The sequence below is a fragment of the Sphingobium sp. JS3065 genome (assembly GCF_026427355.1).
GTDB lineage: Bacteria > Pseudomonadota > Alphaproteobacteria > Sphingomonadales > Sphingomonadaceae > Sphingobium.
Window position 1 is genome coordinate 1,343,866 of the sequence record NZ_CP102664.1, and the last position, 23,862, is coordinate 1,367,727.

A 23,862-nucleotide genomic window follows, 5' to 3' on the forward strand; every position below is an offset into this window, starting at 1 on the left:
GTCTTCTCGCGCGCGCGGACGAGCAACATAGGCGCCTCGCGCCTATCTTGGGTAAATCTACGTCATGCAGCGCCCGAGCGGCTCTGGCAGCCCAGTTGCCCCCAGTCCGTCAATGACGTAAAGATACCCGCTGGGATCGTCGGCGGGCCGGCCTGCGACGGCCGCCGGATCAAAGCTAGTCACGAACAGCCGGTCCAGATCGCGACCGCCGAACTGGACGCTGGACACCCATTTCACGCCCGTGTCGAGGATGCGTTCGACAGTTCCATCGGGATTGAAGCAGGCAATCTTGCCTTGGCCGCAGAATGCCATCCAGATCCTGCCCGCAGCATCTACAGTCGCCCCATCGGCGAGCCCGCCAATATCGGCGCAGTCGACAAGCAGACGTTTGCCGCCAATCTCGCCGGTTTGCGTAGCATAGTCGTAGGCGTAAATTTTGTTCGGGATGGTATCTGCAAGATAGAATGTTCCTCCATCAACGCTCCAACAGGGACCGTTGCAGATTGTGAATCCGGTATCGAGCATGTTCACGGTTTCGCCATCGAAGCTGTATATCGAGGCAATCGGTTCTCTTGCCTTTGACGTCCCGCCGGCCACAAAGCGGCCCTGTCGATCAACCTTGGCGTCATTCAACTGCTCTATTGTACCAAGGCCTGCGACTTGCGCTAACGGCGTGAAATGCCCCGTGCCGGTATCGAATTTGTAAAAACCATCGGCAAGGGCCACGACAAATCCGCCACCGGCAACGCGTGTTATCGCGGCGGGCTGCTTGGGGGTCGTCCAGTTCCGGAAGCGCCCTGCTGCCGGATCATAACACCAAATCCGGCATTCCCTTATGTCAACAAAGTAGAGGAGCTGGTCGATCACATCCCAGTAGGGACCTTCGCCCAGCACAGACCGCACGCTTCCCAACCGCTCGATTTTCAAGCTCGCCTCCTTGGGTTGAATTCTGGAACGCTTGTTGCCAGCTGATTGCAGTCACTGTTCAAGATGGTAGTCTTTCATCATATCCCGCAACCTCGCCTTCAGAATCTTTCCGGTTGCGCCGATCGGGATAGAATCGACCATGATGACATCTTCTGGAATCTGCCACTTGGCGATCTTGCCTTCGTAGAAGGCCAGGAGATCATCCCGGTCTGCTGTGGCGCCGGGTTTGAGGACAACTACGAGAACCGGTCGCTCATCCCATTTGGGGTGAGGCACACCAATGCACGCTGCCAGAGCCACGTCGGGATGGGACATGGCGAGGTTCTCGATTTCGATCGAACTGATCCATTCGCCGCCCGATTTGATCACGTCCTTGCTGCGGTCGGTAATCTGCATAAATCCGTCCGCGTCGATTGTCGCGACGTCACCGGTGGCAAACCATCCTTGGGCGTCGGCTCCGCCAGCGTCCTTGCGATCTCCGGTTGGATCGAAGTATTGGGTTATCACCCAATGTCCTCTAACCAGCAAGTGCCCGGGAGTAATACCATCCCAAGGCATCTCCACGCCCTCGTCGTCGACAATCTTCATATCTACCCCAAAGACTGCTCTTCCTTGCTTTTCGCGCAGTGCCCACTGCTCATCATAGGAGAGCTTCTCGTGCTTTCGTTTCAACATGCTGAGCGTTCCCAACGGGCTCATCTCTGTCATACCCCATGCGTGGATCGCATCGAGTTGCCGCCGTTCGCGCAGATTGCGCAGCAATGCCGGGGGACAAGCAGCGCCGCCAACGATGACGCGGCGCAAATCAGCCAATTCCAGTTTATTATTGTCGGCATGCGACACCAGCGATTGAAGCACGGTCGGGACGCCGGCGATAAACGTCACGCCTTCCGCCGCGATGAGTTCATAGACGGACTGGCCGTCTAGCCGGGGGCCTGGAAACACGAGCTTTGCCCCGGTAAGCGACGCCGCATAGGGAATCCCCCAAGCGTTGACATGGAACATCGGCACAAGTGGCAGGATTGAATCGCGCGCTGAAAAGCCCATCGCGTCAGGCAGGCTGATGGCGTAGGCGTGGAGAACGGTGGAGCGATGACTGTAGAGGACGGCTTTGGGACTGCCGGTGGTCCCGCTGGTATAACACAGGCTGGCCGCCCCATGTTCGTCGAAGGCAGGCCAATGGTACGCGCTCGATTGCGCGCCGATCCACTCTTCATAGCTGATGAGCCCCGATGCGCGATCGGTATCGGAGAGAGATTCCGGGCCGCATAGCGCAATCCATGCTTTGACAGCAGGGCACTGACCACGGATCTGACCGATCAGCTCCAGAAAGCTTAGATCAAAGCAGATTATCTGGTCGATCGCGTGATTGATAATCCAGGCGACCTGATCGGCATGGAGCCTAGGATTGATGGTATGAAGGACGCGCCCTGCCCCCGCCACACCGAAGTAAAGCTCGAGGTGACGGTAGCCGTTCCATGCAATTGTTCCTACCCGATCCGATACCGCGAGCCCTTCAGCTTCGACGGCATTTGCGACTTGGCGAGCCCGCGAAGCGCAGTCTTGGTACGTGGTTTGATGCAGGTCGCCCTCCACCCGGCGGGAAATGATTTGTGCATCCCCATGGTGACGTTCTGCGAAGGAAATTATGTCCGAGATCAGCAGTGGGCGATCTTGCATGTGTCCCAAAAGCACAGCTCAATGATCCTCATCTTCGTACCGAACCAGGCCGCATTCATTAGCGCACCCCCGGCAAATCTTGTATCACCCGCAAGGCTGCAGATGCGTCCGCGAGATTCGTTTCCCGTTCACTTCTGGCGAGCGGTCCGCCCCTTAACAAAGGCCTCTACCGCATTCCTGAACGCCGGTTCCTCAATCAACACGCCCTGCCGATCAGCTTCCAGTCCAAGCTGCTCACTGAGCGTATTATGATCTGCTGCCTGGAATGCCAGCTTGAGCTCACGAAAAGCAGATGGCGAAACGCCCACCAGTCGCGCCGCAAGGTTTCTCGCCTCGTCCAGTAACACAGAGTCGTCATGGCACTGATGAATGAGGCCGATGCGCACGGCATCCTCGGCTGAAAGGCGTTCCCCCAGCAGACACAAAGACAATGCGCGGCTATAACCGAGAATGCGCGGTAGCAGCCAAGTTGCGCCCATGTCAGGCAATAGTCCCAGCCGAGACGAAAATGGAAGGTTGAAGTAGGCCGAACGAGCGGCAATGACGATATGGCAAGCGATCGCCAGACCAAAGCCGCCGCCCACCGCGGGACCGTTTATGGCACCAATGACCGGGACACGCGATGCCCAGATTTGCTCAACCACAGGCGAGCAGATGGTGTGCATGAAATGGGCAACGCCAGCACCGAACCCTGGTTCGGTCATGCGCGTGTCCATCGCGCCCAGTTCTGCGCCAGAGGAGAAACCGCGGCCATTGCCCGTGAGGATCACGGCTTTGGCACCCTGCTCAGCATCGATGCGTTTTAGTTGGTCCAGCAATTCGCCCATAAGCTCATAAGACATCGCATTGAGCGTTTCTGGGGAATTCAAGGTGACAGTATGAATGCCATCCTGAGCATTATGCAAAACTAGAGGCATGTATTCCTCACCTTTTTTTCTGGACAGTTCTTCAGAATGTTGATCCGCTCCGGATTTACAGCTTTCGGCTTGCTGCCATTGATACGGCCAGCCTTGAATTAAAGATGACGGCGCCAAGCTATTCCTTAAATACGGCGGGGCGTTTTTCCATAAAAGCATTGACTGCTTCGACGAAATCGGGAGATTTACCAAGGCGGGATTGGTGCTGCGTTTCGACCTCAAGTTGCGACTCCAGGTCTTGCTGGCAGGCCAAGCTCATGATCTGGCGCAGCGTGACAAGCGCGTCACTTGGCATCTGCGCGAGTTGGCCGGCAAGGGTGATGGCGTCGTCCAGGCAGTTGTCGCTGACATCCCAGACAAGACCCCATTGCTTTGCTGTGGCTGCGTCGAGGCGCTTGCCGGTCATGCAAAGCCCCATGGCGCGCGCATAGCCAATTTTATTGACCAGAGTCCAGGTCGCCCCGGCGTCGGGGATCATTCCAATCTTGTTAAACGACTGGATGAAAGAAGCCTTGGTGTCGGCAACGATAATATCACATTGAAGCGCAAGCGACGCCCCTGCACCGGCGGCAACGCCGTTGACGGCCGCAATCGTGGGAACACGAAGACCTTGCAACATCCGAACTGTCGGGTTGTAAGCCTCGCTCAGCAGCTTGCCGGGATCGATCCGCTCCATAAGGCCGTCGTCTGGTGTCATGTCGATCTTTGACAAGTCAGCGCCGGCAGAAAATCCACGACCCGCACCGGTAATGACCAGCACGCGACAATCCCGCGTGTCCGCGATTTGCTGCAAGACCGCCCTGATCTCAGTTTGCATTTCACGCGTAATGCTATTCAGGACGTCCGGGCGATTGAGAGTGAGAATGCCGACCTGCTTGCGCACCTCGTACTTTACGAATTTAAAGTCCATCACATCATTCTCCAGCTCTGACCGACACTTCGGCTTGAGCACGTGCTCGGATATCGCCCAATAGTTCCTTCGTATGCTCACCGATGCGCGGCGCATGTCCCGGCGTGAAAGTGCCAGCGCTGAACCGAACAGGAGGTTGCATCTGGAAATATGGTCCTTCGGTGGGATGGTCGACAAGCTTGAAGAAACCGCCAGCAACAAGCTGCGGATCTTCGAGCAGTTCGTCTATCTTTCGAACCGGCATTGCCGGCACGTTAATCTGACTCAATAGCGTCATCCATTCACCGGTGGTGCGGCTAGGTGTTCGCTGTGCAATAGCTGCGTAGAACTCTCCGACATGTTGAACTCGCAGCAAAGATCCTTCTACGGGATTTGCCGTAAGCACTTCAGGGCAACCGAGGAGATCGAACAGATTGTGCCAATTCTGGTCTGTGTATGGCAGGATGCTGATGTAGCCGTCCGCAGTCGGAAACGGCTTGCGGTCCTTGTCCATGATGCGGCGATAGCCGAAGGATCCGACCGGTGGTTCGCAGGTTCTTTCGAACAGATGTTCTTCCAAAAGAAAGTGCACGAAGCACTCGAACATCGGTACTTCGACATACTGCCCCTTGCCGCCCTTCAGCTTATTGATATAAGCCGCAAGCACAGCCTGAGTTGCGTAAAGACCGCTAACCTTGTCCGCCACGATTGTCGGCATGAACCTCGGATTATACGGTTCTGCTGCGCGGGCGCACAGGTCGACCAGTCCACTGCCAGCCTGTATAGTGTCGTCATATGCGGGAAAATCGGCATAGGGCCCCACCGAGGCGTAGCCGACGCAATGCACATAGATGATTTCGGGAACTTCGCGGACGATTGCCTCATAGTCCAGGCCCAATTTCTTGATCGCGATGCTCCGAACGTTGTGAATGAAAACATCCGCTGAGCGAATGAGTTCGATGAGGGCTTCACGATCTTCCGGATTTTTGAGGTCCAGGACTACTGACTTCTTGCCACGGTTCAGTGTCAAATGGATCGGGCCCATGTCGGGGCAATGCTTGGCTTTACCACTTTGCCGGAAAAAATCCCCGTCAGGAGATTCTATTTTGATAACCTCCGCGCCCATATCGGACAGCATTTGCGTACTGTAGGGACCAAAAACGATCGTCGAAAGATCGATGATACGAATCCCTTCCAGCATTCCTTTTGTCGATGAAGAGGTGTTCACGGCCGCCCCCCTTTGATTTCAACGATGAAGTTGGAAAGTTCCGAATGATACTGATCATAGCACTCGATCATCGGCACGTGCGCGCACTCAGGCAAAACTACTAGCCGGCTCTGAGCAATTAGTTCGTGCGAAGTTTGAGCAATGATCAAAGGTGTTACTGAATCATTTTCACCAGCCATGATCAAAGTGGGCAGATGCAGATTCCGCATGATGGTGCGTTGGTCGAGAGGTCCTAGGGCTTCGAGAGTCCGGATCGCCATCGGGCCTGTCTGCAGGAACATTCGCTGAACCGCCGCAACGTCTTCGCGCGACCGGTTTGCCGTGAAACAGCCTGTAGCAACTGCCAAAGCGGTGGCGACTTTGTCCCGTCTGAAAGATGCCGCCATGCCGGCAAGAACATCTCCTGTTATGCCGATAGTGAGGTCCTCGGCATCGGTGTAGCGCGGCGTAGCAGCGCAAGTCAGCACCAAAGCCTTGCAAGCGCGCCCTAGTAGGGCTGCTGCCTCCACCGCAACGGCACCACCTTGGGACCAGCCGTTCAGGATTACCTCATCGATAGCTAGCGCATTGATGAGGGCGAGAAGATCGTTCGCGCCATCCTCGATGCTCGCGCTTGGAAAGTCCTTGTCGGACTGCCCACAAGCCCGCTGGTCAAACGCCATGACGGCATGACCTTTACCGGTGAGGAAATCGATCGTTGGGTCCCATGCGCGCGAATTGAGCCCCCAACCATGGATCAAGACAGTAACTGGCCCGGAGGAGGGATAATACTCATAGTACAACGATCGATCCGTTGCGGTCTTGAAGAAGGGCATGCGAATCTCCAAAAATGGCAATCAGGCGGGCACGAACACCGTCAGTGAGAATTCTGGAGTCAATGACACCATCTTCGCCCTGAATGCCTGTCCGACCGCAAGATCATCATTATCGACGTCGACTAGGCGGCAGATGACCCGAGGGCCTTCCTCCAGTTCGATTAGAGCAACGATAAAAGGGACGTCTTCCATCAGTGATGGCAATGGTGGGGTACTGGTCTCAGTCCAGGAAAAAAGGGTCCCGCGTCCTGAACATTCGGCCCAGGCAAGTTCGAACGAGCCGCAGTGGGCGCATCGTTCACGCGGGATGTGATGCCATGCTTGACATCCCGAGCATTTCTGGATGCATAGCCTATCTTCGCGCGCAAAGGCGTAAAATTCATTTGCGAGCCTGCTTCGCGCCGGCGCTATGAAACTGATTTGGCCACTCATGTCATTCACTCCGCAAGACCGCTAGGCCGCCGTCACCAAAATCGCCCCAGCCGGTCACGACTCCCACGCGCGCGCCCACTACCTGTCGACCGGTAGCCTCGCCCCGCAGTTGCTTCACGGCCTCGTTTACATGATTCATCCCCCAGACGTGAGCCTCCGAGTGCAATCCGCCATGTGTGTTTGTCGGAAGGTCGCCGCCCAGGCGGAGCCGCCCGCCCTTCACAAAATCGCCAACCTCACCTCGTCCGCAAAAGCCCATGGCTTCCAGTTGCAACAGAGAGACGAAGGAAAAACAGTCATACACCTCGAGGAAATCGATGTCGGCATGCTGAACTCCTGCCTGAGCGAACGCTCGCGGGGCCGCTTCAGTCAGACCGATCCGGAAGAAATCCTCTCGAGAACAGAAATCGTCCGCCGGATAAGGATGCCCTTCGGCAACCCCGGCTATGAATACCGGCTTCTTGCGCAAATCCTTAGCACGAGCTGGCGAACAGACAATCACAGCGCAGGCACCATCCGTCTCAAGGCAGCAGTCGAACATCCGGAATGGCTTCGATATCCAGCGCGATGCATCATATTGCTCGCGGGTAAGCGGGCGACCGTGCATCAAAGCTGAAGGATTGAGCTGCGCATGGCTCCTGCTCGTCAGGGCGACTTCAGCCAAAGCGTCCTCATCGGTTCCGAACATGGCCATGTGGCGCGTGGCCAGCCAAGCGTACCATTGCACGGGCGAGACGGCACCATGGGGAATGTAATAGGAGCCGAGCGACCCGGCGATCGCCTCTACGTTCGTCCCGACCTTGCTGATGCGTCGATCAGTGTAGCCATTCCAACCCATGGGAACCAGCACACATTCAGCAACCCCGGTCGCTACTGCCATTGCCGCAGTTTGCAACGCAACAACTGGGCTCGCACCGCCCATAAGCACTGTGGAAGCATAGCGCAGATCGGCAATGCCAAGATGCGCTGCAAGCTGTTCAGCCGTAGCGGCCACCGGTGGCCCGACAATGCCATCGATATCCTTGCCCTGAAGGCCGCAGTCCTCCAGCGCGGCGCCGATGGCCTCAAGCAGTAGCCGCAATTCCGATTTTTCGGTGCCGCGGGTGAACTCGGTCTGCCCGATCCCGACGATGCAGGATTTGTCCGCTAATGTGCTCATTCGCCTGTCACTTTCCGGTATAAATGGGAGACCGCTTCTCGGCGAATGCCAGCGGCCCTTCCTTAGCATCTTCCGATGCCGCAACGTCGTCCCACGCCTTATCTTCAAGGAGGTAGGCCTGGTCGAACGGAAGACCCGAGCTTTCGACCATCACGCGTTTGGCAGCCACGACGGCCAGCGGCCCGTTGGCACCGATCTGGCTGGCGATCTCAAGCGCCTTGTCCATTAATGCTTCACGTGAGGTAACATAATTCACGAAGCCATATTCAAGAGCTTGGGCAGCCGTGATCGGTCGCCCGGTCAGCACCATCTCCATCGCCTTGCAATGAGGCATCTGCCGCGTCAGACGAACCAGAGATCCGCCTGCCGGCAAGATGGACAGCTTGACTTCCGGAAGACCAAATGTTGCACTCTCGGTACAGACGCGGATATCGGTGCCTTCGATCACCTCGGTTCCGCCCGCTACACAGTAACCGTTAATTGCGGCAATTACCGGCTTTGGAAAGAACGTACGGAGCATCGCTACATCCCTCACCTTGGGATGAGTATCCAGAATAATTTGCTCGAATTCGTTTTGCGGTGCTCGTGCTCGCGTAAGTACAGGAATAAGCGACTTGACGTCACCGCCAGCTGAAAAGGCTTTATCGCCTGCTCCAGTGATAACAACACTGCGGATATTGTCGTCCGCAGCCCAAGCATCCCAAGCTCGAGCCATCTTCACGAACATCTCCGCGTTCATCGCATTGTGACTCTCCGGTCGGTTAAGAGTCATAATCCCTACGTGCCCGCGAACTTCCGTAAGCAAAACCGACATTTTCGTACCATCCTTTTTATGCGCAAACGCGCCAATGCCTTAGGATAAGCAACCCGCCATTCGCGACATGGCCGCGCCCTGTCCAAATCGAACAACAACCAGACACGGTCCGCACCCATAGACGTAGGACGGGTCGGCATGTCAGTCAGATGCTTATGCCTGTTGCCGAGGAAGCTCCTACGAAGCTTGGCCTGATAACGCACGGCACGTTCAAACACCGGCACATCGACAACGGCTGAACAGCCAATCGGGATCTCCCTCCATGTTCCGCTCGCGACTCGTCAGTTCAATCCCGCTGTCGCGTTGCAGGTTAACTTCCTAGACCTCATGATCTATCTGGTACTGTTTGTCAAAACATAGTTTCTCTCCTCAAGCTGCAGACCATTTTTGGAGATGTTCATCGGAGCGCGGCGGCGTCGATGGCCGACGGCAAATTCACATTCGTAACGAAATCAGCTTATCCTGGTCGGAGGCGGATCCCGTAACGAGGGCGAGCGCAAAAACGGGCAGCCCAAAGCCGATTTATGGTACATAGCCATAAAAAAGCTTTTCAGGTTGACAGGCTATCTATAAAACGAAATGGACTGATAGCCTCCTTCGGAGATCCCAAGGGACGACGCGCGCAAGCCTGCCACTGATTTTAGTGTCCATAGTTAGAGGTTGCGTACGTTTGAGATAAGGACTGTGTAATGACTGAAAGTGCCGTCGCCTCAGGCTCACGCAGCGCGACTGCAGGGGTCGCGGTCCTTCTACTGGCCTATGTCTTTAACTTTGTTGACCGCCAGATCATCAGCGTTCTTGCTATGCCGATCAAAACCGACCTAGGACTTGACGACCAGCAACTTGGTCTAATGGGCGGCGTTGCGTTCGCGATTTTCTACACGACGACGGCAATTCCGATTGCTTGGCTCGCAGATCGCAAAAGCCGCGTTAATATCATTGCGGTCTCCATCACGTTGTGGAGCCTGTTCACGGCAGCATGCGGCACGGTTCAAAGCTTCTGGCAACTTTTCTTCGCCAGGATGGGCGTGGGCGTTGGGGAGGCCGGAGGGGTAGCGCCGTCCTATGCGTTGATCGCCGACCTTTTTCCCCGCGAGCGACGCGCGAGCGCCATGGCTCTGTTCTCACTTGGTGTTCCGGTTGGCTCCGCACTCGGGGTGTTCTTCGGTGGATGGATTGCAGGAAATCTCGATTGGCGCGCTGCGTTCGTTATTGTCGGGTTGGCCGGCCTGCCAGTCGCGTTGTTGGTAAAATGTACCTTGAAGGAACCATCACGCGGTCGGTTCGATGATTCTCCCGCGACTGCGCTTGATCCCGCGGCCTCGCCGAGTGTCAGCGAGGTCACCCTTCGTCTGCGAAAGACTCCCGCTTTCTGGCTTCTGTCATTAGGCGCAGCTTGCGCTTCTGCATTAAGTTATGGCCTCATGTTCTGGATGCCGAGTTTCTTTGCACGCACTTACGGTCTCGGCATCGGCTCGGTCAGCTTGTATTATGGAACGGTTCTGCTCATCGGAGGCGTGCTAGGCATTTTGGCGGGGGGGTGGATTGGTGACCGTTTGGCCAAAGCTCATACCGGAAGCTTCGCGCTTGTCCCCGCGATTGGCTTGGCGCTGGCGATTCCAACCATTGCCGCTGCCCTGTTTGCAAAGGCGCCGATGCTGAGCTGGCTTCTGTTCACGTTTGGCCAGATGCTTGCCTCCGCTTGGTTTGGGCCGGTAACTGCCGGGATCCAGCAGATTGTTCCTGCCAACATGAGAGCCATCGCTTCTTCCGTTTATCTTTTCATATTGAACCTCATCGGAATGGGCGTTGGCATATATGTTCTCGGGTTCATGTCCGATTGGATGACCCAGGAGTACGAAACGGCAGCACTGCAGTTTTCCATACTTTACGGCCTCGCCTTTTATGTCCTTAGCGTCGTCGCCTTCCTCATGGCGGCACGGCTGCTTTCTCGCGAAAAGACATACCGGTGTGCGAAAGCAGAGCCACAACCGGTGGTACCGTTCGACTCACAGACGCATTGACGCATTCTGACTATTTGGGAGATTCAAGTGAAACAGTGTGACGTTGAGGTGACGTATGAGAGCAGCGCTTCCGCCTTTCGCCATCTGCTTGAGGCCAGAAGGTCCATCCGTAGCTTTCTGCCTACCCGTGTACCGGACTCTATGATAGCCTCCGTGCTGCAAGATGCGCAATGTGCGCCATCCAACTGCAATACCCAACCGTGGCATGTTCACGTCGTTTCTGGCAGCAGCCGCGATAGGCTCAGCCAAGCTCTGCTCGCTGCGGAGGCCGCGGGACGCATGTCGCTTGATTTTTCCTTCAGCGCAAATGACGTACATGGCATTTACGGTGAGCGCCTCCGCGAGCAAGGCGCGGCCTACTATCAAGCCCTGGGCATCTCGCGTGAAGCATTAGCGGAGCGGAGAGCGGCCTCATTGCGCAATCTCGAATTCTTCGGCGCGCCACATGCCGCTTTTTTATTCATGCCTGTATTTGGTGATGCAGTGCGGGTCGCGGGTGACATCGGAATGTATGGGCAGACTTTCCTGCTATCTCTTGCGGCGCATGGACTTGGTGGTGTGCCCCAGACAGTCTTGGGCATGTATGCAGATACAATTCGCGAAGAACTGGGTGTCGATCCATCGCTGAAACTGCTGTTTGGTATCTCCTTCGGCTATCCTGACGCGACATCCGCTGCCGCCGCCTATCGGATTGAGAAGGTCCCATTCGAGGATAGCGTGGTCTTTCACAATTAATGTCTGTCGGCATGATAAGGGCCATTAGGGATTAGGCTATTTTTCAATATATATGCTTTTCTCAAAATGACCTTTCGAGATTGTCAAGCACAAGCGGCACAAATTTAAGGACTCAATTTATGCTGAAAAGGAACCTCGTGCGGGCCCGGCTGGAAAATGGCGAGAATGCCATAGGCATCTGGGTTCAGACTGGCTCCGCGGCTGTTGTAGAAATCGCAGGTGAGGTCGGCCTGGATTTTGTACTTATAGATGGCGAACATGGCTCATTTGGCTTCGAACATTCCGTCACACTGATTCGCACCGCCGAAGCTGCCGGGCTAACGCCAGTTGTTCGGGTTCCCGTGGGCGAACCTGTCGACCTTGGTCGGTATCTCGATGCCGGAGCCGGCGGCCTTCTGATACCGCAAGTTCGCTCCGGGGAACATGCTCATGCCATCGTGTCGGCGGCAAAGTACCGTACAAAGAAGTTCCCTGCAGGAACCAGAGGTGCGTGTCCTATTACTCGCGCCACCGCGTACGGCTCCCCCAATTGGAAAGATTACGCAGAAAAAGCGAACAATTCATGCCTGGTGTGGATGCTGCTTGAAACTCCAGAAGCTTTGGATGACTTGCCAGCAATCCTGGATGTGTCTGGAATTGACGGTATCATGCTGGGTACGCATGATTTAGCCGTGGCAATGGGATATGACGGCGACCGCGGACACAAGGATGTGCTAGCAAAGATCGAAGGCGTCGCTGCACAAATTCGCGCCAAGGGGATCGAAGTCATAGGCTCACTTGACGATTCAAGTCCTAGGGCAGCGCTGCTACAGCACGACACTCTCACGGCTGAAGGAACGAGGATTTTCATGACTGCGTCAGACGGTCGGGTTCTCTTCAACAGTTTCCGAAATCTACACACAGCGTTAAGACACGGAAGCTGCGACAATCGATGAATTTGCCACCCGAAAAATTACATTTTATCAGCACATCGCCTTTCGCTAAGTTTGTCATATTGACCTGCCCCCCGCTGGGTCCCTCGACCTGATGTAGAGTCTGCCCCAAGGTGCGCTGCTACCCAACCTTGGACCGCTCGGGTCTGGAGTTTTCCGCCTGGTCCGGGTCCGGAGGGCTGGTGTCCCCGGTCGGGTTTGCCAGCATGATCGGGGGGATATTCCCGATCGCGCTGTGCGGTCGCTCTTCGTTGTAGTGTCTACGCCAGCGGTCCAACTTTTCGCAAGCGTCTTCCAGCGACAAGAACCAGTGCGTGTTCACGCATTCGCTGCGCAGCTTGCTGTTGAACGCTTCGATGAAGGCATTGTCCGTCGGCTTGCCAGGCCGCGAGAAGTCGAGCGTCACACCCCTTTGGTAAGCCCATAGATCCATGTCCCGCGAGACGAACTCGCTGCCGTTGTCCACCCTGATGGTCTTCGGATAGCCCATCTTCCGGCAGGTCCGATCGAGCGTGGCTACGACGTCCTCTCCGCGGTAGCTGAACCGTGCGTCGATCACCGGCGAGAACCGGCTGAACGTGTCGACCACCGTCAGGATCCGCAGCTTGCGTCCCGTCGCCAGTTGATCATGGACGAAGTCCATGGCCCACACATCGTTGTGCCGGACTGCCGGAGCGCGATCTTCTCGCAGCTTGGCCTTCACTCGACGCTTGGGAGTCTTGTTGCGCAGCTGCAGTCCTAACTCCCTATAAAGCCTATAGACCTTTTTGGCGTTCACGACCCAGCCTTCCCGGCGAAGTGTCAATCGGCCCCGGATATTCACCCCTGATAAGCGCCCAACATTGACCCCCTGATAGTGCGCCAGGATCGTCGGCATGGGGGTGAGGCGGCGGAGGGCGTAGCCCGGAGCCGGCTCACCCCCATGCCGATGGCGTTTCTCCTGGGCTATCAGGCAGCTTCGCGGTTCTTGAAGCGCCAGCTCTCGTTGCCGGTTTCGATGATATCGCAATGGTGCGTCAGCCGGTCGAGCAGCGCGGTGGTCATCTTGGCGTCGCCGAACACCGAGGGCCATTCGCCGAACGCGAGGTTGGTGGTTACCATGATCGAGGTCTGCTCGTAGAGCCGGCTGACCAGGTGGAACAGCAACTGACCGCCAGACAGCGCGAACGGCAGTGTCAACGGGCGCCGAAGATTCCGCAAAAGTGGGCATCTAAAATTCCCTAGTTTGGCGGGACGGTTGTGTCGGTGATCAGCCGTGATGGAGATCGGGATTTTCCTTTGCTGGCGGGCGGCCACGCCGTTTGGGCAAGGGCGGCGGGTTGATGGACGGTGCCATGCGCGCATGCTCGGGCAGCAGGTCAGCGTGCTGTCGCATGCGATAGCTGGAGCCCTCGATCTGGATGACCACCGCGTGGTGAAGGAGGCGGTCGAGCAGCGCGGTGGCCACCACCGGATCGCCAAAGACATCACCCCATTCGGCAAAGCCGCGGTTGGATGTCAGGATCATAGCGCCCTTTTCGTATCGGGCATTGACGAGTTGGAAGAACAGGTTGCCACCGCCCGGCGTAACAGGGAGATACCCGATCTCGTCTACGACGAGCAGCGCGGATCGGCATAGGAAGCGGATCCTTTCGCGCAGCGTGCCCTCCCGTTCCGCCTTGGTCAGTGAAGCGATCAGATCGGCGAGCGGGATGAAGTAGACGCTCTTGCCCGCCTTCACGGCCTCGACTGCAAGAGCAGTGGCGATATGGCTTTTTCCGGTACCGGGCGGACCCAACAGATGCACCACCTCGGCCCGGTTGATGAAGTCCAGGCCAGCGAGCGCCAGGATGCGGTTCCGGTCGAGCGATGGCTGGAAGGAGAAGTCATATCCGTCCAGCGTCTTGATGATCGGCAGCCTTGCCATGCGCAGGGCCGCCTTGATCCTGCGGTTCTCCCGGAGCGATAGTTCTTCGTTCAGCAATATGTCGATGGCCTCGATGCCATCGATTTTGCCCTGCTCTATGCCGCGCAGGGTGGCGTCGAGCATCTCCAGAGCGCGTGGCATTTTGAGATGGACCAGGCTGCGGCGGATATTATCGACGCGGGATGCGGCACCCCCTTGGTTCATGGCCGTTCTCCCCGCGCCAGTTGGCTGCCGATCGCCTGATAGATGGCCAGGGAGCGCACAGCGACATGCTCGCCTATACGACCGATGGCGATTACCTCTTTGCCATGGATACGGCGCTTGGCGCCGCTGCCGCCTGTCCGATGCGCAGGATCGATCCTACACTGCCGACGCCCCTCAAGAACCGGGTGCTCGGCAATGACCTGGCCCAGGTCTACGATCCTGATCTTGTCAGGCAACTGCTGGATTTCGACGACGCGCCGAGTGCGATCGGGAACGCTGTAGTAATTGCCGCCGACAGAGACCATCCCATCATGGCTGACGCGGCGCTCCAGCTTCAGAACGGCGTCAAAGCGACCCGCCGGGAGCAGCTGCAACTCAGGCTGCTCGGCGGCGAAGGCTTCAACAATAATCCGCTGCGTCGTCCCGTGGACACGGACATTGGCGACGGTATCGAGCCAGTCGATTAGCTGGACATTGAGATCGTCCAGATTGCGGAAGCTGCGGCCCAGGAAGAAGTCCTTGCGGATATAGCTGAACGGCCGCTCGACCTTTCCCTTGGTCTTGGCCCGATAGGGACGGCAGGCGCGTGGCACGAAGCGGTAATGCCCCGCCAGGGCCAGCAATGATCGATTGTAGATGATATGGCCCTGATCATCTTCGCCGGTTACGGCGGTTTTCATGCGATCGTAGAGGATTTCGATCGGGACGCCACCGAGCGCTTCAAAGGCCTGCATATGACAGCGCAACAGAGTTTGGAGATCCTGGTGCATGACGTAGCGTGCAAACAGGAAGCGCGAATGTCCCAGCACCAAGCTGAATAGCCAGACGATCCGGCTGACGCCGGGCTCATCGGTAAATTCGACGACGAACCGGGCAAAGTCGACCTGTGCCTGCACGCCAGGCGGCGTCTCGAACCGAACCTCGAAGGGCTTGGGGCCGTTTTCCGGTCGAATCGCTGCCAGGAACCGCTTTACCGCAGTATAGGCGCCCATATACCCCAGCTCACGGATTTCCCGCGTCAGACGCGCCGCCGTCAGATCGGGAAAGGCCACCACTCGCTCACGCAAAAATTCTAGATAGGGTGCCAGTTTGTTCGGTCGACCCAGCATGCGTGGGCCGTAAACCGGGGCCTCGACACCCCGTTCGATATATTTTCGGATGGTCTTGGGATCGCGACCAGTGCGTCGGGCAATGGCGGATATCGATACGCCCTGCCGATGTAATTCGAGGATCATCATCAATTCTCCAAGTCGGATCATCGGCCCCGTCTCCGCGTCTGCAAAGGAGATGAGGACAATGTCGGCTCATCTCATTCTGCCGGGGCTAGCCCCGGCAGAATGAGATGAAGGGGCCACCAACTAGGGAATTTTCAAAGCCCACTTTTGCGGAGAATTGCATGACCGATGACAGGCAGATAGCCCAGTTCGTCGAGGATCACCAGGTCGAGCCGGGACAGATGATCGGCAATGCGCCCCGCTTTTCCTGCGCGGGTTTCAGCTTCGAGCCGGTTCACCAGGTCGATGGTGTTGTAATATCTGACCCTGGCGCCGGTGCGCACACAGGAGCGTCCGATCGCAATGGCAAGGTGGGTTTTTCCGGTCCCGGTCCCTCCGACCAGCACGGCATTGCGCTGGTTGGCCAGGAAGGCGCCGGTGGCCAGATCGCGCACCAGCCCTTCGTTGATTGGCGTTTCGGCAAAGTCGAACGCCGTAATTTCCTTGGCCAGCGGCAGCTTGGCGATCGTCATCTGATATTTGATCGAGCGCGCCTGCTTTTCGTCGATCTCGGCCTTCAGCAGATCACCGACCACGCGGCTTGGGCTATGTTGTCGCTTCACCGCATCGGCGATCACCTCATCATAGGCGTGCCGCATGCCCGCGAGCTTGAGCGTCCCCATCATCTCCAGTATCTCATGGCGTTCCATAGAACCTCCTCAGGCTATCGTAACGGGCGCAGTCGGCGACGGGCTCGTGACGGAGCCGGAGCGCCTCGGGCGTGGCGATGGTCAGCGGCGCCGATGGCTGGCGCTGACGGGTCAGGATATTGAGCACGACATCGCGGCTGACGGTGCCGCCGATCAGCGCCTCGGCGCACGCTGCCTCGACCGCATCAAGCCCATCGCTCAGGACCGCCGTCAGGATGCCGACCATCTGGCGGTCGCCATCAGAATGGCCACTCAGGCGGCGACGTACCCGCTCGATTGCGGGTGGAAGCGCCCAGTCCTTGAACGGTGCGCCGTTGCGCAGCGCGCCGGGCTTTCTCGCCAGGACAGGGACGTAATGCCAGGGATCATAGATCGTCTGGTCACGGCCGAACCGGCGGTCATGTTCGCCGACTATCTCGCCTTCCTGCCGGATGACGATGCGGTGGGCATAGGCGTGGATATCCACCGGCCGCCCCGCTGCCGCCGCATGTACCGAGTATTTATTATAGTCGAACCGCACCAACAGCGTCTTCGATACCGACGCGGGCAAAGCGTGGAAGCCGTCGAAGGGTCCGCGATAGGCGATCAGGGCGGGACGGTCCGCGGTCTCGAACACCTCCCAGACCGTCCGGTCCTTCAACTCGGGATGCGCCGCGTGCTTCGCCCGCGTGACACAGCGATCCTCCAGCCATGCGTTCATCTCGGCGTAGCTCTTGAACCGCAACCGGGGTGTGAAGAAGCGTTCGCGCACCAGGCCCACCTGATTCTCGACCTGGCCTTTTTCCCACCCCGACGCCGGCGTGCAGGCAACCGGCTCGACCAGATAATGCCCGCACATCTGTCGGAAGCGGCGGTTATACTGGCGCTCGCGACCGGCAAAGATCGCGTCGACCGCCGTCTTCATGTTGTCGTAAATACCGCGCTGGCAGGCGCCACCGAAGAAGGCGAACGCCTTGTCATGAGCATCGAAGACCATCTCCTGGCTCTCACGCGGATAAGCCCGCACGTAGAACATCCGGCTATGGCAAAGCCGCATGTGCGCGACCTTCACCGTGGTCGTCGCCCCGGCAATGACGACGATCTCATGGCTCCAGTCGAACTGGTAGGCTTCACCAGGTGCGAAGCTCAGCGGCACATAGGCCGCCGCTGTCACCGCTGAGCGCTCTCGATGCCAGTTTGCCGCATACCGTCGGACCGCGTCATAGCCGCCACGATAGCCAAGACCCTGCAACTCCTCGAACACCCTGACCATCGTCAGCCGCTCGCGCCGGACCTTGTGGTCGTTCGCCTCCAGCAGCTTGTTCAGATCGGAGGCCCAAGGCCCCAACTTCGGCAAGGGCTGCACGCTGCGTTCGTATGTGAAAGCCGTCTCGCCCGAGCGCAGCACCTTGCGAACCGTGTTCCGCGAAACGCCAACCAAGGTCCCGCACGATCTCCTTGATCGACTTGCCCTTGACGAAAAACTCGCGCCGGATGCGCGCCACCGTCTCCACGATCAGCATCTCCCACCCGCTCCCGCAGCAAAGTGCAAGAGCCTGAACCGCAACCGTTCAGGGGGTCAACTTTGGACGCCCATCACCCCAAAACTGGGGTCAACATTGCAGGCTTATTCACACCCAGCTTCAAAATCTCCCGGCTATGCTCGCCTTTATGGGGAGCTGGGCGCGAAAGAACGGCCACGATCCGTTGGCGATTACCCCAAAGCGGTCGACTCGGCTGGCGAGCAAAGACACCCTGTAGTCAGCCTCTATAGTCGCTCCAGCGCCGCCTCTCGACGAGCGCACACACTTCGTATGCGAACTCACTGCGGGTTTTCGATAGTTCTCGCGTACTGGGGGCTGTCGTAAGAACCCGTATAAGCTTGCCCACAAACGCAGCGTAGAGCATCCACCGATCGAAGGCCGTGGCATCTGGCGAAATATTGGTCAGCAGCTTAGTCCAGCGATCTATATTTTCGCTGTTGAGTGCCCACAAACCTGGTCGCAACGTGGGGTCGCGGTGGGCTTGTACATATACTGGATAACACGCCAGACTGAGATCGCGAAATTCCGTCGCCTCCCGCAAAAATACGGTTGCAAGCAAATCAATCAGATGATCCTTGTCCAGCGATGCATGATCACCGGTTCCCGCATCTCCGCGATACCGGTGCCTGGTCATTTCGAACAAACGTGCCTGCGCAGCATTACACAACGCCGAAATCGAGGGAAAATAGTAGGTAGGCGCTGCAGCGGTCAAACCCGCGCGCTCAGAAATGTTACGAAAGGTAAGGGCCTCAATACCCTCTCCGACGATCAATTCGGCAGCTGCATTAAGGATGCGCTCCCGCGTGCCGTCTGATTTCTTGCCACCGACGTCGACGTCTACATGCGACTCAGATACATGAAAGGACGGGTGGTCGGATCCCAACGAACCGGTAAGGAGCAGTGCGCGCATCTCTTCTTCGGACAGCCCGAGCGGCGTGACGATGAAGAGCAGGCCGATCACTGTATCTATGGCGGATACCGCCGCGCTTTGTACGTCATCGACGCCCAGCAGCGATGCAATGTTCTGCCATAGCTCGTCCAGCGTGGTAAACCATACCTGCGCCAGTTCGCGCATACTTTCATCGCGGGCTGCATTGACAAGTATCTCACACCACGCAAGTGTTTCTACCTTATGCTTGCCAGCTGAATTAAAAACGAGTTTCAAAGCGAAATCACGAAAAGATAGCTGCGCGTCGGGCCCAAGGCTACTGGCAAACCGGCGGAAAGCGTCGACATACCGTGCCAAAAGGGTGCGGGATGCGTCGGCGATGATGTCGCCTTTGGTCTCGTAATAATAGGTTGTGGCGGCCAACGAGACATGCGCTTCACTCGCAACGCGCCTATGCGTCACGCCGCCCATACCGTACCGCGAAATCGCAACTATTGCGCCCTCGGTTATCCGGCTCTGCCGTGCCGCCGAACGATCCTGTTTGGTCAATCTGCGATTAGGTCGAATCTCGGGCAACACGTCGGTAATATCTGCGTCTTCGGGATCCATCATTCCGCCTAGTATTAAAGACCGTCAAACTGCTTACGCTTCACATCAACGCTCAAGTGCGACACCGTTCATGGCGCAGCGTGTGATCTCAGTGCGACCAATAATGAACTCCTTCACGCTTGCTCCTTCGACGATTCCTGCCCGCCAAAGCGACTCACGTCAAGAGCGCCACCCATAGTTGCTCGGGCATACAGACTGGACCAGCAGATGGCCGACAGCTCTGGAACGAGTTAGAAGTCATCCCAACTGCCAAGCGGCTGCTAGTCGAACAGCTCGGCCATTCCAGCAGCAGCTATCGCAGCGCGATCCCCGGTGAACCAAGCGTTCACGAGGAGGCGATCGTGGATTCGCCAGCCGTCGTCCGTCCGAACCAGTTTATCTTCATAGTGTCCTCCCATAACAAAGAGAGGGTCAGAAACCTGCTCGCGCCAAACATGGGTCGCAATGTAAAGAGAGCGCATAGCCGCGCTGTCACCGTTGACAGTCACTTCGAAGTTTGTCGTAACGTGCTGTGTCGCACCAAAAAGGCTATCAAGAAACGGCAATGCCAATTCAAGTTTCATCTCTGGATTCATTCGGAGTTTTGGCAATCCAAAGAGAGCGTCCTTCGTAAAGCATGACATGAAAAGATCGAAGTTCTTCGTGTCAATGCTTCTTGCGTATCGCAATGCAACACCAATAATCTCACGTTCTTCAAAAATATCTAAATCGCTCATTTCGTAAAAACCTCTCTATTATCAGCAATCAAAACTGCTGGTTAATTTTATCCTGATTGCCGAACCTACCAACCATCTTTTGTGCTGCCGCGACGCAGTTTGCATAAAAAGTGCCGACCAGCTTTCGCAATCAGATCAAGGCCGCCGATATCCCGCATTATTGAGGGGCAAACAGGGACGAAGGTCAGGGCTAGCCGGTTGCATGCCTGGCCCCCCGCCCCTTTGCGTTATCAGAACCTCGTGGACAGTCTGACCTGAACCGTGCGCGGTAGAGCTCCTAGACCCGCTTGATCAGCGCGGACACCGGCAGCAGTTCCGGTACCGGCTCCGGTTGAAGCGGCATCAAAAGCCCCTTGAATGTAAAATTGGTTAGTAAGGTTCTTGCCAATGACCGCCAGTTCCCAGCGCCCATCTTCCGCGCCAAACCGGACCGATGCGTCAAGCGTCGCATAGGAACCCTGCCTGCTATCAGGCTGAGCAAATCCCGACGCTAGATATCCACTTGAATATCGGCCATCAACTGACACGCCAAACATATGGTCGTGCCCGACAGGAATTTCATACCCGATGCCAAGCGAACCGGTCCAATGCGGCGCTACCGAAAGAGGCTGTCCGGCTAAATCCTGATAAGCTGGAATTTGCGCGCCTGTCGGAAGCGCGCCTGCTGAGTTCGCAAAAAGGCACCCCTCCGATGGCGTCTGTCCAGTAAAGCACGGACCAAAGAAGCTGGTGTACTTTGCCTTGTTGTAACTCACCGATCCATGGACATTCAGGCCCGAGACGGACCGAGGGGCAAATTCAAAGTCTAGATCGACGCCTTTCGTTCGGGCATCCGCAGTCAGCGTCTGATAGGCGAATACGGCGGAGTTGAAATAGTCAACCTGAAGGTCAGCATACTTGTAGGAATAGGCATTCAAATTAAGTCTAAGTTGGCGATCTAGCAATGTCGATTTCAGCCCCACTTCAAATCCACGGGCCTTCTCTGCACCGAACGCAAAATCACCTTGCGGGTTGGAAGAAAGAAGACTGTTGATCCCCCCGTTCGAGAAGCCACCCGACTTATAGTTGGTTTTGTACGCCCCGTAGACCATAATGTCGTCAATCGGCTTCCAGGTCAGCGTGAATTCAGGCGACCAGTCGTTGAAGACCTGGTTTGCGGTCACTACTCCCAGTCCGTCGGCTGAGTTTTGCGGCCGAAAGATCGGAATCAGGGACGTGACATAGGGCTGGGTAAAGTAGCTGTCCTTTGTTTCATGCGTGTAACGAACACCGCCCGCTATCTCCAGCTTTGGCAAGAATTTCCAGGTGACCTGCCCAAAACCCGCGAGCGTCTCCCCGTCGGTATAGGAAATCTTGTAATTGGTGAGGTAGCGCGTATCAAGTGGCTGGGTGGCATCTTCAACGTTGGCAATGACGTTGTACTGAGCATAGTCACGCCGGGTTTTCAGATACATTCCACCCGCCATCACATTGACCGGGCCATCATACTGCGTTTGCACCCGAAACTCATTCGAGAAAGCATGATATGTGGAATTTTCAGTTGTCCAGATACCCCCAAAAGGATTGGACTGAAGATCTGCCGAAATCAGAAAACGGTTGTTGTTCCAGTTGTAGTTTGTCACGTTCGTAAGCGAAACATCCCCTAAGTTCCATTCGAACGTGTTCGTGGCCGCATAGGATTTGTACCGGTTAAAAAGTGATCCGTCCTTGGATGCGAACGGGATCGAGGGCGCAATGTCGGAGGGAAGGTTATTTTGCCGTGTGACGAAGTCGCGGCGGCACGCCTGGCCGTTCAATTGGCTAACGCCTGTTGGACAATAAAAAATAACACTGTTCCATCCAGCGTTATTCACTTTGCTATGCGTGCCAGACAGCTTGATCGTGTTGGTGATATCGGAGGTCGGCTCCCATTTGAGCGTGATCCGTCCAAGCAGTTCCCGTTCACCAGGCGTTTCCGAGTCTGCAGGCTGAGCGATATGATTGGGGTAAAATGCAAAAGCGAAAGGCGTCGAAATATTGTTGTAATAGCCGCCGAACATCTTCGATCCCCGCAAGGCGACACGTATCCCGAACGTGTCACTGAGCGGCATGGAACCGATCAGTTCAGTCTGAATCTGCTGTGATTTGAATTCATAGCCAGCACGCGCAATGATTTCAGTTTTGTCGGTTGGGTCTGCAGTCGTGATGCTGATAAGACCTGCCGTTGCATTTTTGCCAAAAAATAGAGCCTGTGGGCCCTTAAGAACCTCAACACGGGCGAGGTCAAAGAAGCCCTCGTTAATAGTGCGCCCCTGCCCGTAGTAAACGCCGTCGACAACCGTTGCGACCGACTGTTCGATACCGATTGACGTGGAAGACGAGCCAACCCCACGCATCGTTATCTGTGCGCCAGAGCCGGTCGAAGCGCGGGCGACTGTAAGCGTGGGCGTGGCGGCAGCAATACGCTCCAGGCTGGTAAGATCACGCGCCACAATCGTCTCTGCCGAAATCGCGGTGACCGCAACGGGAACGCTTTGCGCGCTTTCAGAGCGTTTACGCGCCGTTACGAGGATGTCCACGATGCCGCCGGCGCCCTCCGCCGCAGCGTCAGTATTTTGTTGTCCGTGCGCAGCGCCAGTTAATACGCCAAAACCCAAAGCAATTACGCTTACGGAACAGGTAAACTTGCCAAGCGAGTAAATCATATATGCCTCCCCAATAAATATCGTCAATTTTTTAGCTGTTTCTGAATATACTAGGCCGTAAGACCTCCGTCTATAACCATCTCAGATCCAGTCATGAAACTTGATGCTTCAGAACAAAGGAGTAATATTGCTGTTGCGACCTCGTCTGCTTTTCCCATTCTGCCAACAGGATGGCGCGACGAATAAAGATTTCGCGCAGATACAATATCCGGGAAAAGTCCATCTTGTACCATTTTTTCGTAAATTCGGTCCATCATTCCCGTCTCGATGCACCCGGGATGAACACTATTTACGCGAATTGGTATACCTGTGATACCATATTCTACTGCTGCGCTTTTTGCTAACAGACGTACTGCCCCCTTGCTGGCACAGTACGCAGCCTGATTAAGGCCACCGCGAATTCCTCCCACGGATGACAAGAGCACGACGGACGCCCCGCCTTTGCGTAGCTTGCCGCTGCGCGCTAACAAATCCTGTGAGGATTGCAGTGCCAGGAAACTACCTGCAACGTTTACGTCCATACAGCGGCGAAAGTCATCCACCGATGTCGACGCGATAGACGCGACATGCTCAACGCCCGCGCAATGGATCAGGTTGTCGAGACGACCATGGCGGGCTTCAATATCGGCTATGACAGCCTGCCAGTCTTGCTGGTCCGTTATATTCAATCGTCGATAATTCCCTGATCCAAACTCGTCGGACTCGGCAACGAGATCGGTAGCCAGCACAGTCGAGCCGGCGTCAATAAGCACTCTCGCGGTCGCCCGACCTATGCCACCCAAGGCACCGGTCACCAGCGATACAGTGCCCATCAAATTGGAAGTTGACATGGATTTACTCGATCATGGTCTTGAG

19 protein-coding genes and 3 pseudogenes are annotated in these 23,862 nt (G+C 56.5%); 3 read left to right on the top strand and 19 right to left on the bottom strand.

Translation table 11 applies throughout. The features are described from left to right. Positions 1-57: 57 nt before the first annotated feature. The 9 genes from NUH86_RS06460 to NUH86_RS06495 all read right to left on the bottom strand — a co-directional run bounded on the left by NUH86_RS06460 (position 58) and on the right by NUH86_RS06495 (position 8,861). Positions 58-927: an SMP-30/gluconolactonase/LRE family protein gene (locus NUH86_RS06460; RefSeq protein WP_267251667.1), complete on the bottom strand. Its 870-nt coding sequence runs from the start codon at positions 925-927 to the stop codon at positions 58-60. Positions 928-978: 51 nt separating this feature from the next. Then, entirely contained in the window at positions 979-2,622 is a 1,644-nt protein-coding gene (locus tag NUH86_RS06465; protein ID WP_323749005.1) for a 3-(methylthio)propionyl-CoA ligase, read from the bottom strand. A gap of 113 nt (positions 2,623-2,735) precedes the next feature. Then, the gene (locus tag NUH86_RS06470; protein ID WP_267251669.1) at positions 2,736-3,641 is read right to left on the bottom strand and encodes an enoyl-CoA hydratase/isomerase family protein; all 906 of its coding nucleotides are present in this window, start codon (positions 3,639-3,641) and stop codon (positions 2,736-2,738) included. A gap of 1 nt (position 3,642) precedes the next feature. After that, a complete protein-coding gene (locus NUH86_RS06475; RefSeq protein WP_267251670.1) occupies positions 3,643-4,434 on the bottom strand; it encodes an enoyl-CoA hydratase-related protein in 792 nt (263 codons plus the stop codon). A gap of 4 nt (positions 4,435-4,438) precedes the next feature. Further along, complete coding sequence (locus tag NUH86_RS06480) at positions 4,439-5,641, bottom strand: CaiB/BaiF CoA transferase family protein (protein WP_267251671.1); 1,203 nt, start codon at positions 5,639-5,641, stop codon at positions 4,439-4,441. Further along, positions 5,638-6,456 carry an alpha/beta fold hydrolase gene (locus tag NUH86_RS06485; protein WP_267251672.1) on the bottom strand — a complete coding sequence of 273 codons (819 nt, stop codon included), beginning with the start codon at positions 6,454-6,456 and terminating at the stop codon, positions 5,638-5,640. Before NUH86_RS06485 ends, NUH86_RS06480 begins: the two co-directional genes overlap by 4 nt. Before the next feature lie 21 nt (positions 6,457-6,477). Then, a complete protein-coding gene (locus NUH86_RS24835) occupies positions 6,478-6,888 on the bottom strand; it encodes a Zn-ribbon domain-containing OB-fold protein (protein ID WP_416365343.1) in 411 nt (136 codons plus the stop codon). Position 6,889: 1 nt separating this feature from the next. After that, on the bottom strand, positions 6,890-8,047 hold the full coding sequence (locus NUH86_RS06490) for a thiolase C-terminal domain-containing protein (RefSeq protein WP_267251673.1): 1,158 nt from the start codon (positions 8,045-8,047) through the stop codon (positions 6,890-6,892). A gap of 7 nt (positions 8,048-8,054) precedes the next feature. Beyond that, positions 8,055-8,861: an enoyl-CoA hydratase-related protein gene (locus tag NUH86_RS06495; protein WP_267251674.1), complete on the bottom strand. Its 807-nt coding sequence runs from the start codon at positions 8,859-8,861 to the stop codon at positions 8,055-8,057. Positions 8,862-9,550: 689 nt separating this feature from the next. Here NUH86_RS06495 and NUH86_RS06500 point away from each other — a divergent pair. The 3 genes from NUH86_RS06500 (at position 9,551) to NUH86_RS06510 (ending at position 12,555) form a co-directional block, all read left to right on the top strand. Next, entirely contained in the window at positions 9,551-10,885 is a 1,335-nt protein-coding gene (locus NUH86_RS06500) for a spinster family MFS transporter (RefSeq protein ID WP_267251675.1), read from the top strand. Positions 10,886-10,933: 48 nt separating this feature from the next. After that, positions 10,934-11,620, top strand: coding sequence for a nitroreductase (locus tag NUH86_RS06505; protein ID WP_267252043.1), 687 nt, complete (start codon positions 10,934-10,936; stop codon positions 11,618-11,620). A gap of 119 nt (positions 11,621-11,739) precedes the next feature. Then, positions 11,740-12,555: an HpcH/HpaI aldolase family protein gene (locus NUH86_RS06510; RefSeq protein ID WP_267251676.1), complete on the top strand. Its 816-nt coding sequence runs from the start codon at positions 11,740-11,742 to the stop codon at positions 12,553-12,555. A 118-nt stretch (positions 12,556-12,673) separates the two neighbouring features. Here NUH86_RS06510 and NUH86_RS06515 read toward each other — a convergent pair whose 3' ends face one another. The 10 genes and pseudogenes from NUH86_RS06515 to NUH86_RS06560 all read right to left on the bottom strand — a co-directional run bounded on the left by NUH86_RS06515 (position 12,674) and on the right by NUH86_RS06560 (position 23,837). Continuing rightward, positions 12,674-13,429 carry an IS3 family transposase gene (locus tag NUH86_RS06515; protein ID WP_267251677.1) on the bottom strand — a complete coding sequence of 252 codons (756 nt, stop codon included), beginning with the start codon at positions 13,427-13,429 and terminating at the stop codon, positions 12,674-12,676. A 71-nt stretch (positions 13,430-13,500) separates the two neighbouring features. Further along, positions 13,501-13,725, bottom strand: a pseudogene (locus NUH86_RS06520) (ATP-binding protein); the annotation flags it as partial. Positions 13,726-13,801: 76 nt separating this feature from the next. Continuing rightward, positions 13,802-14,662 carry an IS21-like element helper ATPase IstB gene (gene istB, locus NUH86_RS06525; RefSeq protein WP_067739292.1) on the bottom strand — a complete coding sequence of 287 codons (861 nt, stop codon included), beginning with the start codon at positions 14,660-14,662 and terminating at the stop codon, positions 13,802-13,804. After that, complete coding sequence (istA, locus tag NUH86_RS06530) at positions 14,659-15,921, bottom strand: IS21 family transposase (RefSeq protein ID WP_067739295.1); 1,263 nt, start codon at positions 15,919-15,921, stop codon at positions 14,659-14,661. Before istA (NUH86_RS06530) ends, istB begins: the two co-directional genes overlap by 4 nt. Before the next feature lie 149 nt (positions 15,922-16,070). Continuing rightward, a pseudogene (locus NUH86_RS06535) lies at positions 16,071-16,586 on the bottom strand (ATP-binding protein); the annotation flags it as partial. Then, a pseudogene (istA, locus tag NUH86_RS06540) lies at positions 16,573-18,088 on the bottom strand (IS21 family transposase). The pseudogenes NUH86_RS06535 and istA (NUH86_RS06540), both read right to left, overlap by 14 nt. Before the next feature lie 238 nt (positions 18,089-18,326). After that, the gene (locus NUH86_RS06545; RefSeq protein WP_267251678.1) at positions 18,327-19,610 is read right to left on the bottom strand and encodes a TetR/AcrR family transcriptional regulator; all 1,284 of its coding nucleotides are present in this window, start codon (positions 19,608-19,610) and stop codon (positions 18,327-18,329) included. 257 nt (positions 19,611-19,867) lie between these two features. Then, a complete protein-coding gene (locus NUH86_RS06550) occupies positions 19,868-20,323 on the bottom strand; it encodes a nuclear transport factor 2 family protein (RefSeq protein ID WP_267251679.1) in 456 nt (151 codons plus the stop codon). Positions 20,324-20,553: 230 nt separating this feature from the next. Next, a complete protein-coding gene (locus tag NUH86_RS06555) occupies positions 20,554-23,007 on the bottom strand; it encodes a TonB-dependent receptor (protein ID WP_267251680.1) in 2,454 nt (817 codons plus the stop codon). A gap of 50 nt (positions 23,008-23,057) precedes the next feature. Beyond that, positions 23,058-23,837 carry an SDR family NAD(P)-dependent oxidoreductase gene (locus NUH86_RS06560; protein WP_267251681.1) on the bottom strand — a complete coding sequence of 260 codons (780 nt, stop codon included), beginning with the start codon at positions 23,835-23,837 and terminating at the stop codon, positions 23,058-23,060. Positions 23,838-23,862: the final 25 nt, after the last annotated feature.

Excerpts from the sequence above, each read along its gene's own strand:
- istA (WP_067739295.1), bottom strand. The coding sequence starts at position 15,921 with ATGATCCGACTTGGAGAATTGATGATGATCCTCGAATTACATCGGCAG.
- NUH86_RS06555 (WP_267251680.1), bottom strand. The coding sequence starts at position 23,007 with ATGATTTACTCGCTTGGCAAGTTTACCTGTTCCGTAAGCGTAATTGCT.
- NUH86_RS06485 (WP_267251672.1), bottom strand. The coding sequence starts at position 6,456 with ATGCCCTTCTTCAAGACCGCAACGGATCGATCGTTGTACTATGAGTAT.
- NUH86_RS06545 (WP_267251678.1), bottom strand. The coding sequence starts at position 19,610 with ATGATGGATCCCGAAGACGCAGATATTACCGACGTGTTGCCCGAGATT.
- NUH86_RS06490 (WP_267251673.1), bottom strand. The coding sequence starts at position 8,047 with ATGAGCACATTAGCGGACAAATCCTGCATCGTCGGGATCGGGCAGACC.
- NUH86_RS06475 (WP_267251670.1), bottom strand. The coding sequence starts at position 4,434 with ATGGACTTTAAATTCGTAAAGTACGAGGTGCGCAAGCAGGTCGGCATT.
- NUH86_RS06495 (WP_267251674.1), bottom strand. The coding sequence starts at position 8,861 with ATGTCGGTTTTGCTTACGGAAGTTCGCGGGCACGTAGGGATTATGACT.
- NUH86_RS24835 (WP_416365343.1), bottom strand. The coding sequence starts at position 6,888 with ATGAGTGGCCAAATCAGTTTCATAGCGCCGGCGCGAAGCAGGCTCGCA.
- NUH86_RS06500 (WP_267251675.1), top strand. The coding sequence starts at position 9,551 with ATGACTGAAAGTGCCGTCGCCTCAGGCTCACGCAGCGCGACTGCAGGG.
- NUH86_RS06515 (WP_267251677.1), bottom strand. The coding sequence starts at position 13,429 with ATGCCGACGATCCTGGCGCACTATCAGGGGGTCAATGTTGGGCGCTTA.
- istB (WP_067739292.1), bottom strand. The coding sequence starts at position 14,662 with ATGAACCAAGGGGGTGCCGCATCCCGCGTCGATAATATCCGCCGCAGC.
- NUH86_RS06510 (WP_267251676.1), top strand. The coding sequence starts at position 11,740 with ATGCTGAAAAGGAACCTCGTGCGGGCCCGGCTGGAAAATGGCGAGAAT.
- NUH86_RS06550 (WP_267251679.1), bottom strand. The coding sequence starts at position 20,323 with ATGAGCGATTTAGATATTTTTGAAGAACGTGAGATTATTGGTGTTGCA.
- NUH86_RS06560 (WP_267251681.1), bottom strand. The coding sequence starts at position 23,837 with ATGTCAACTTCCAATTTGATGGGCACTGTATCGCTGGTGACCGGTGCC.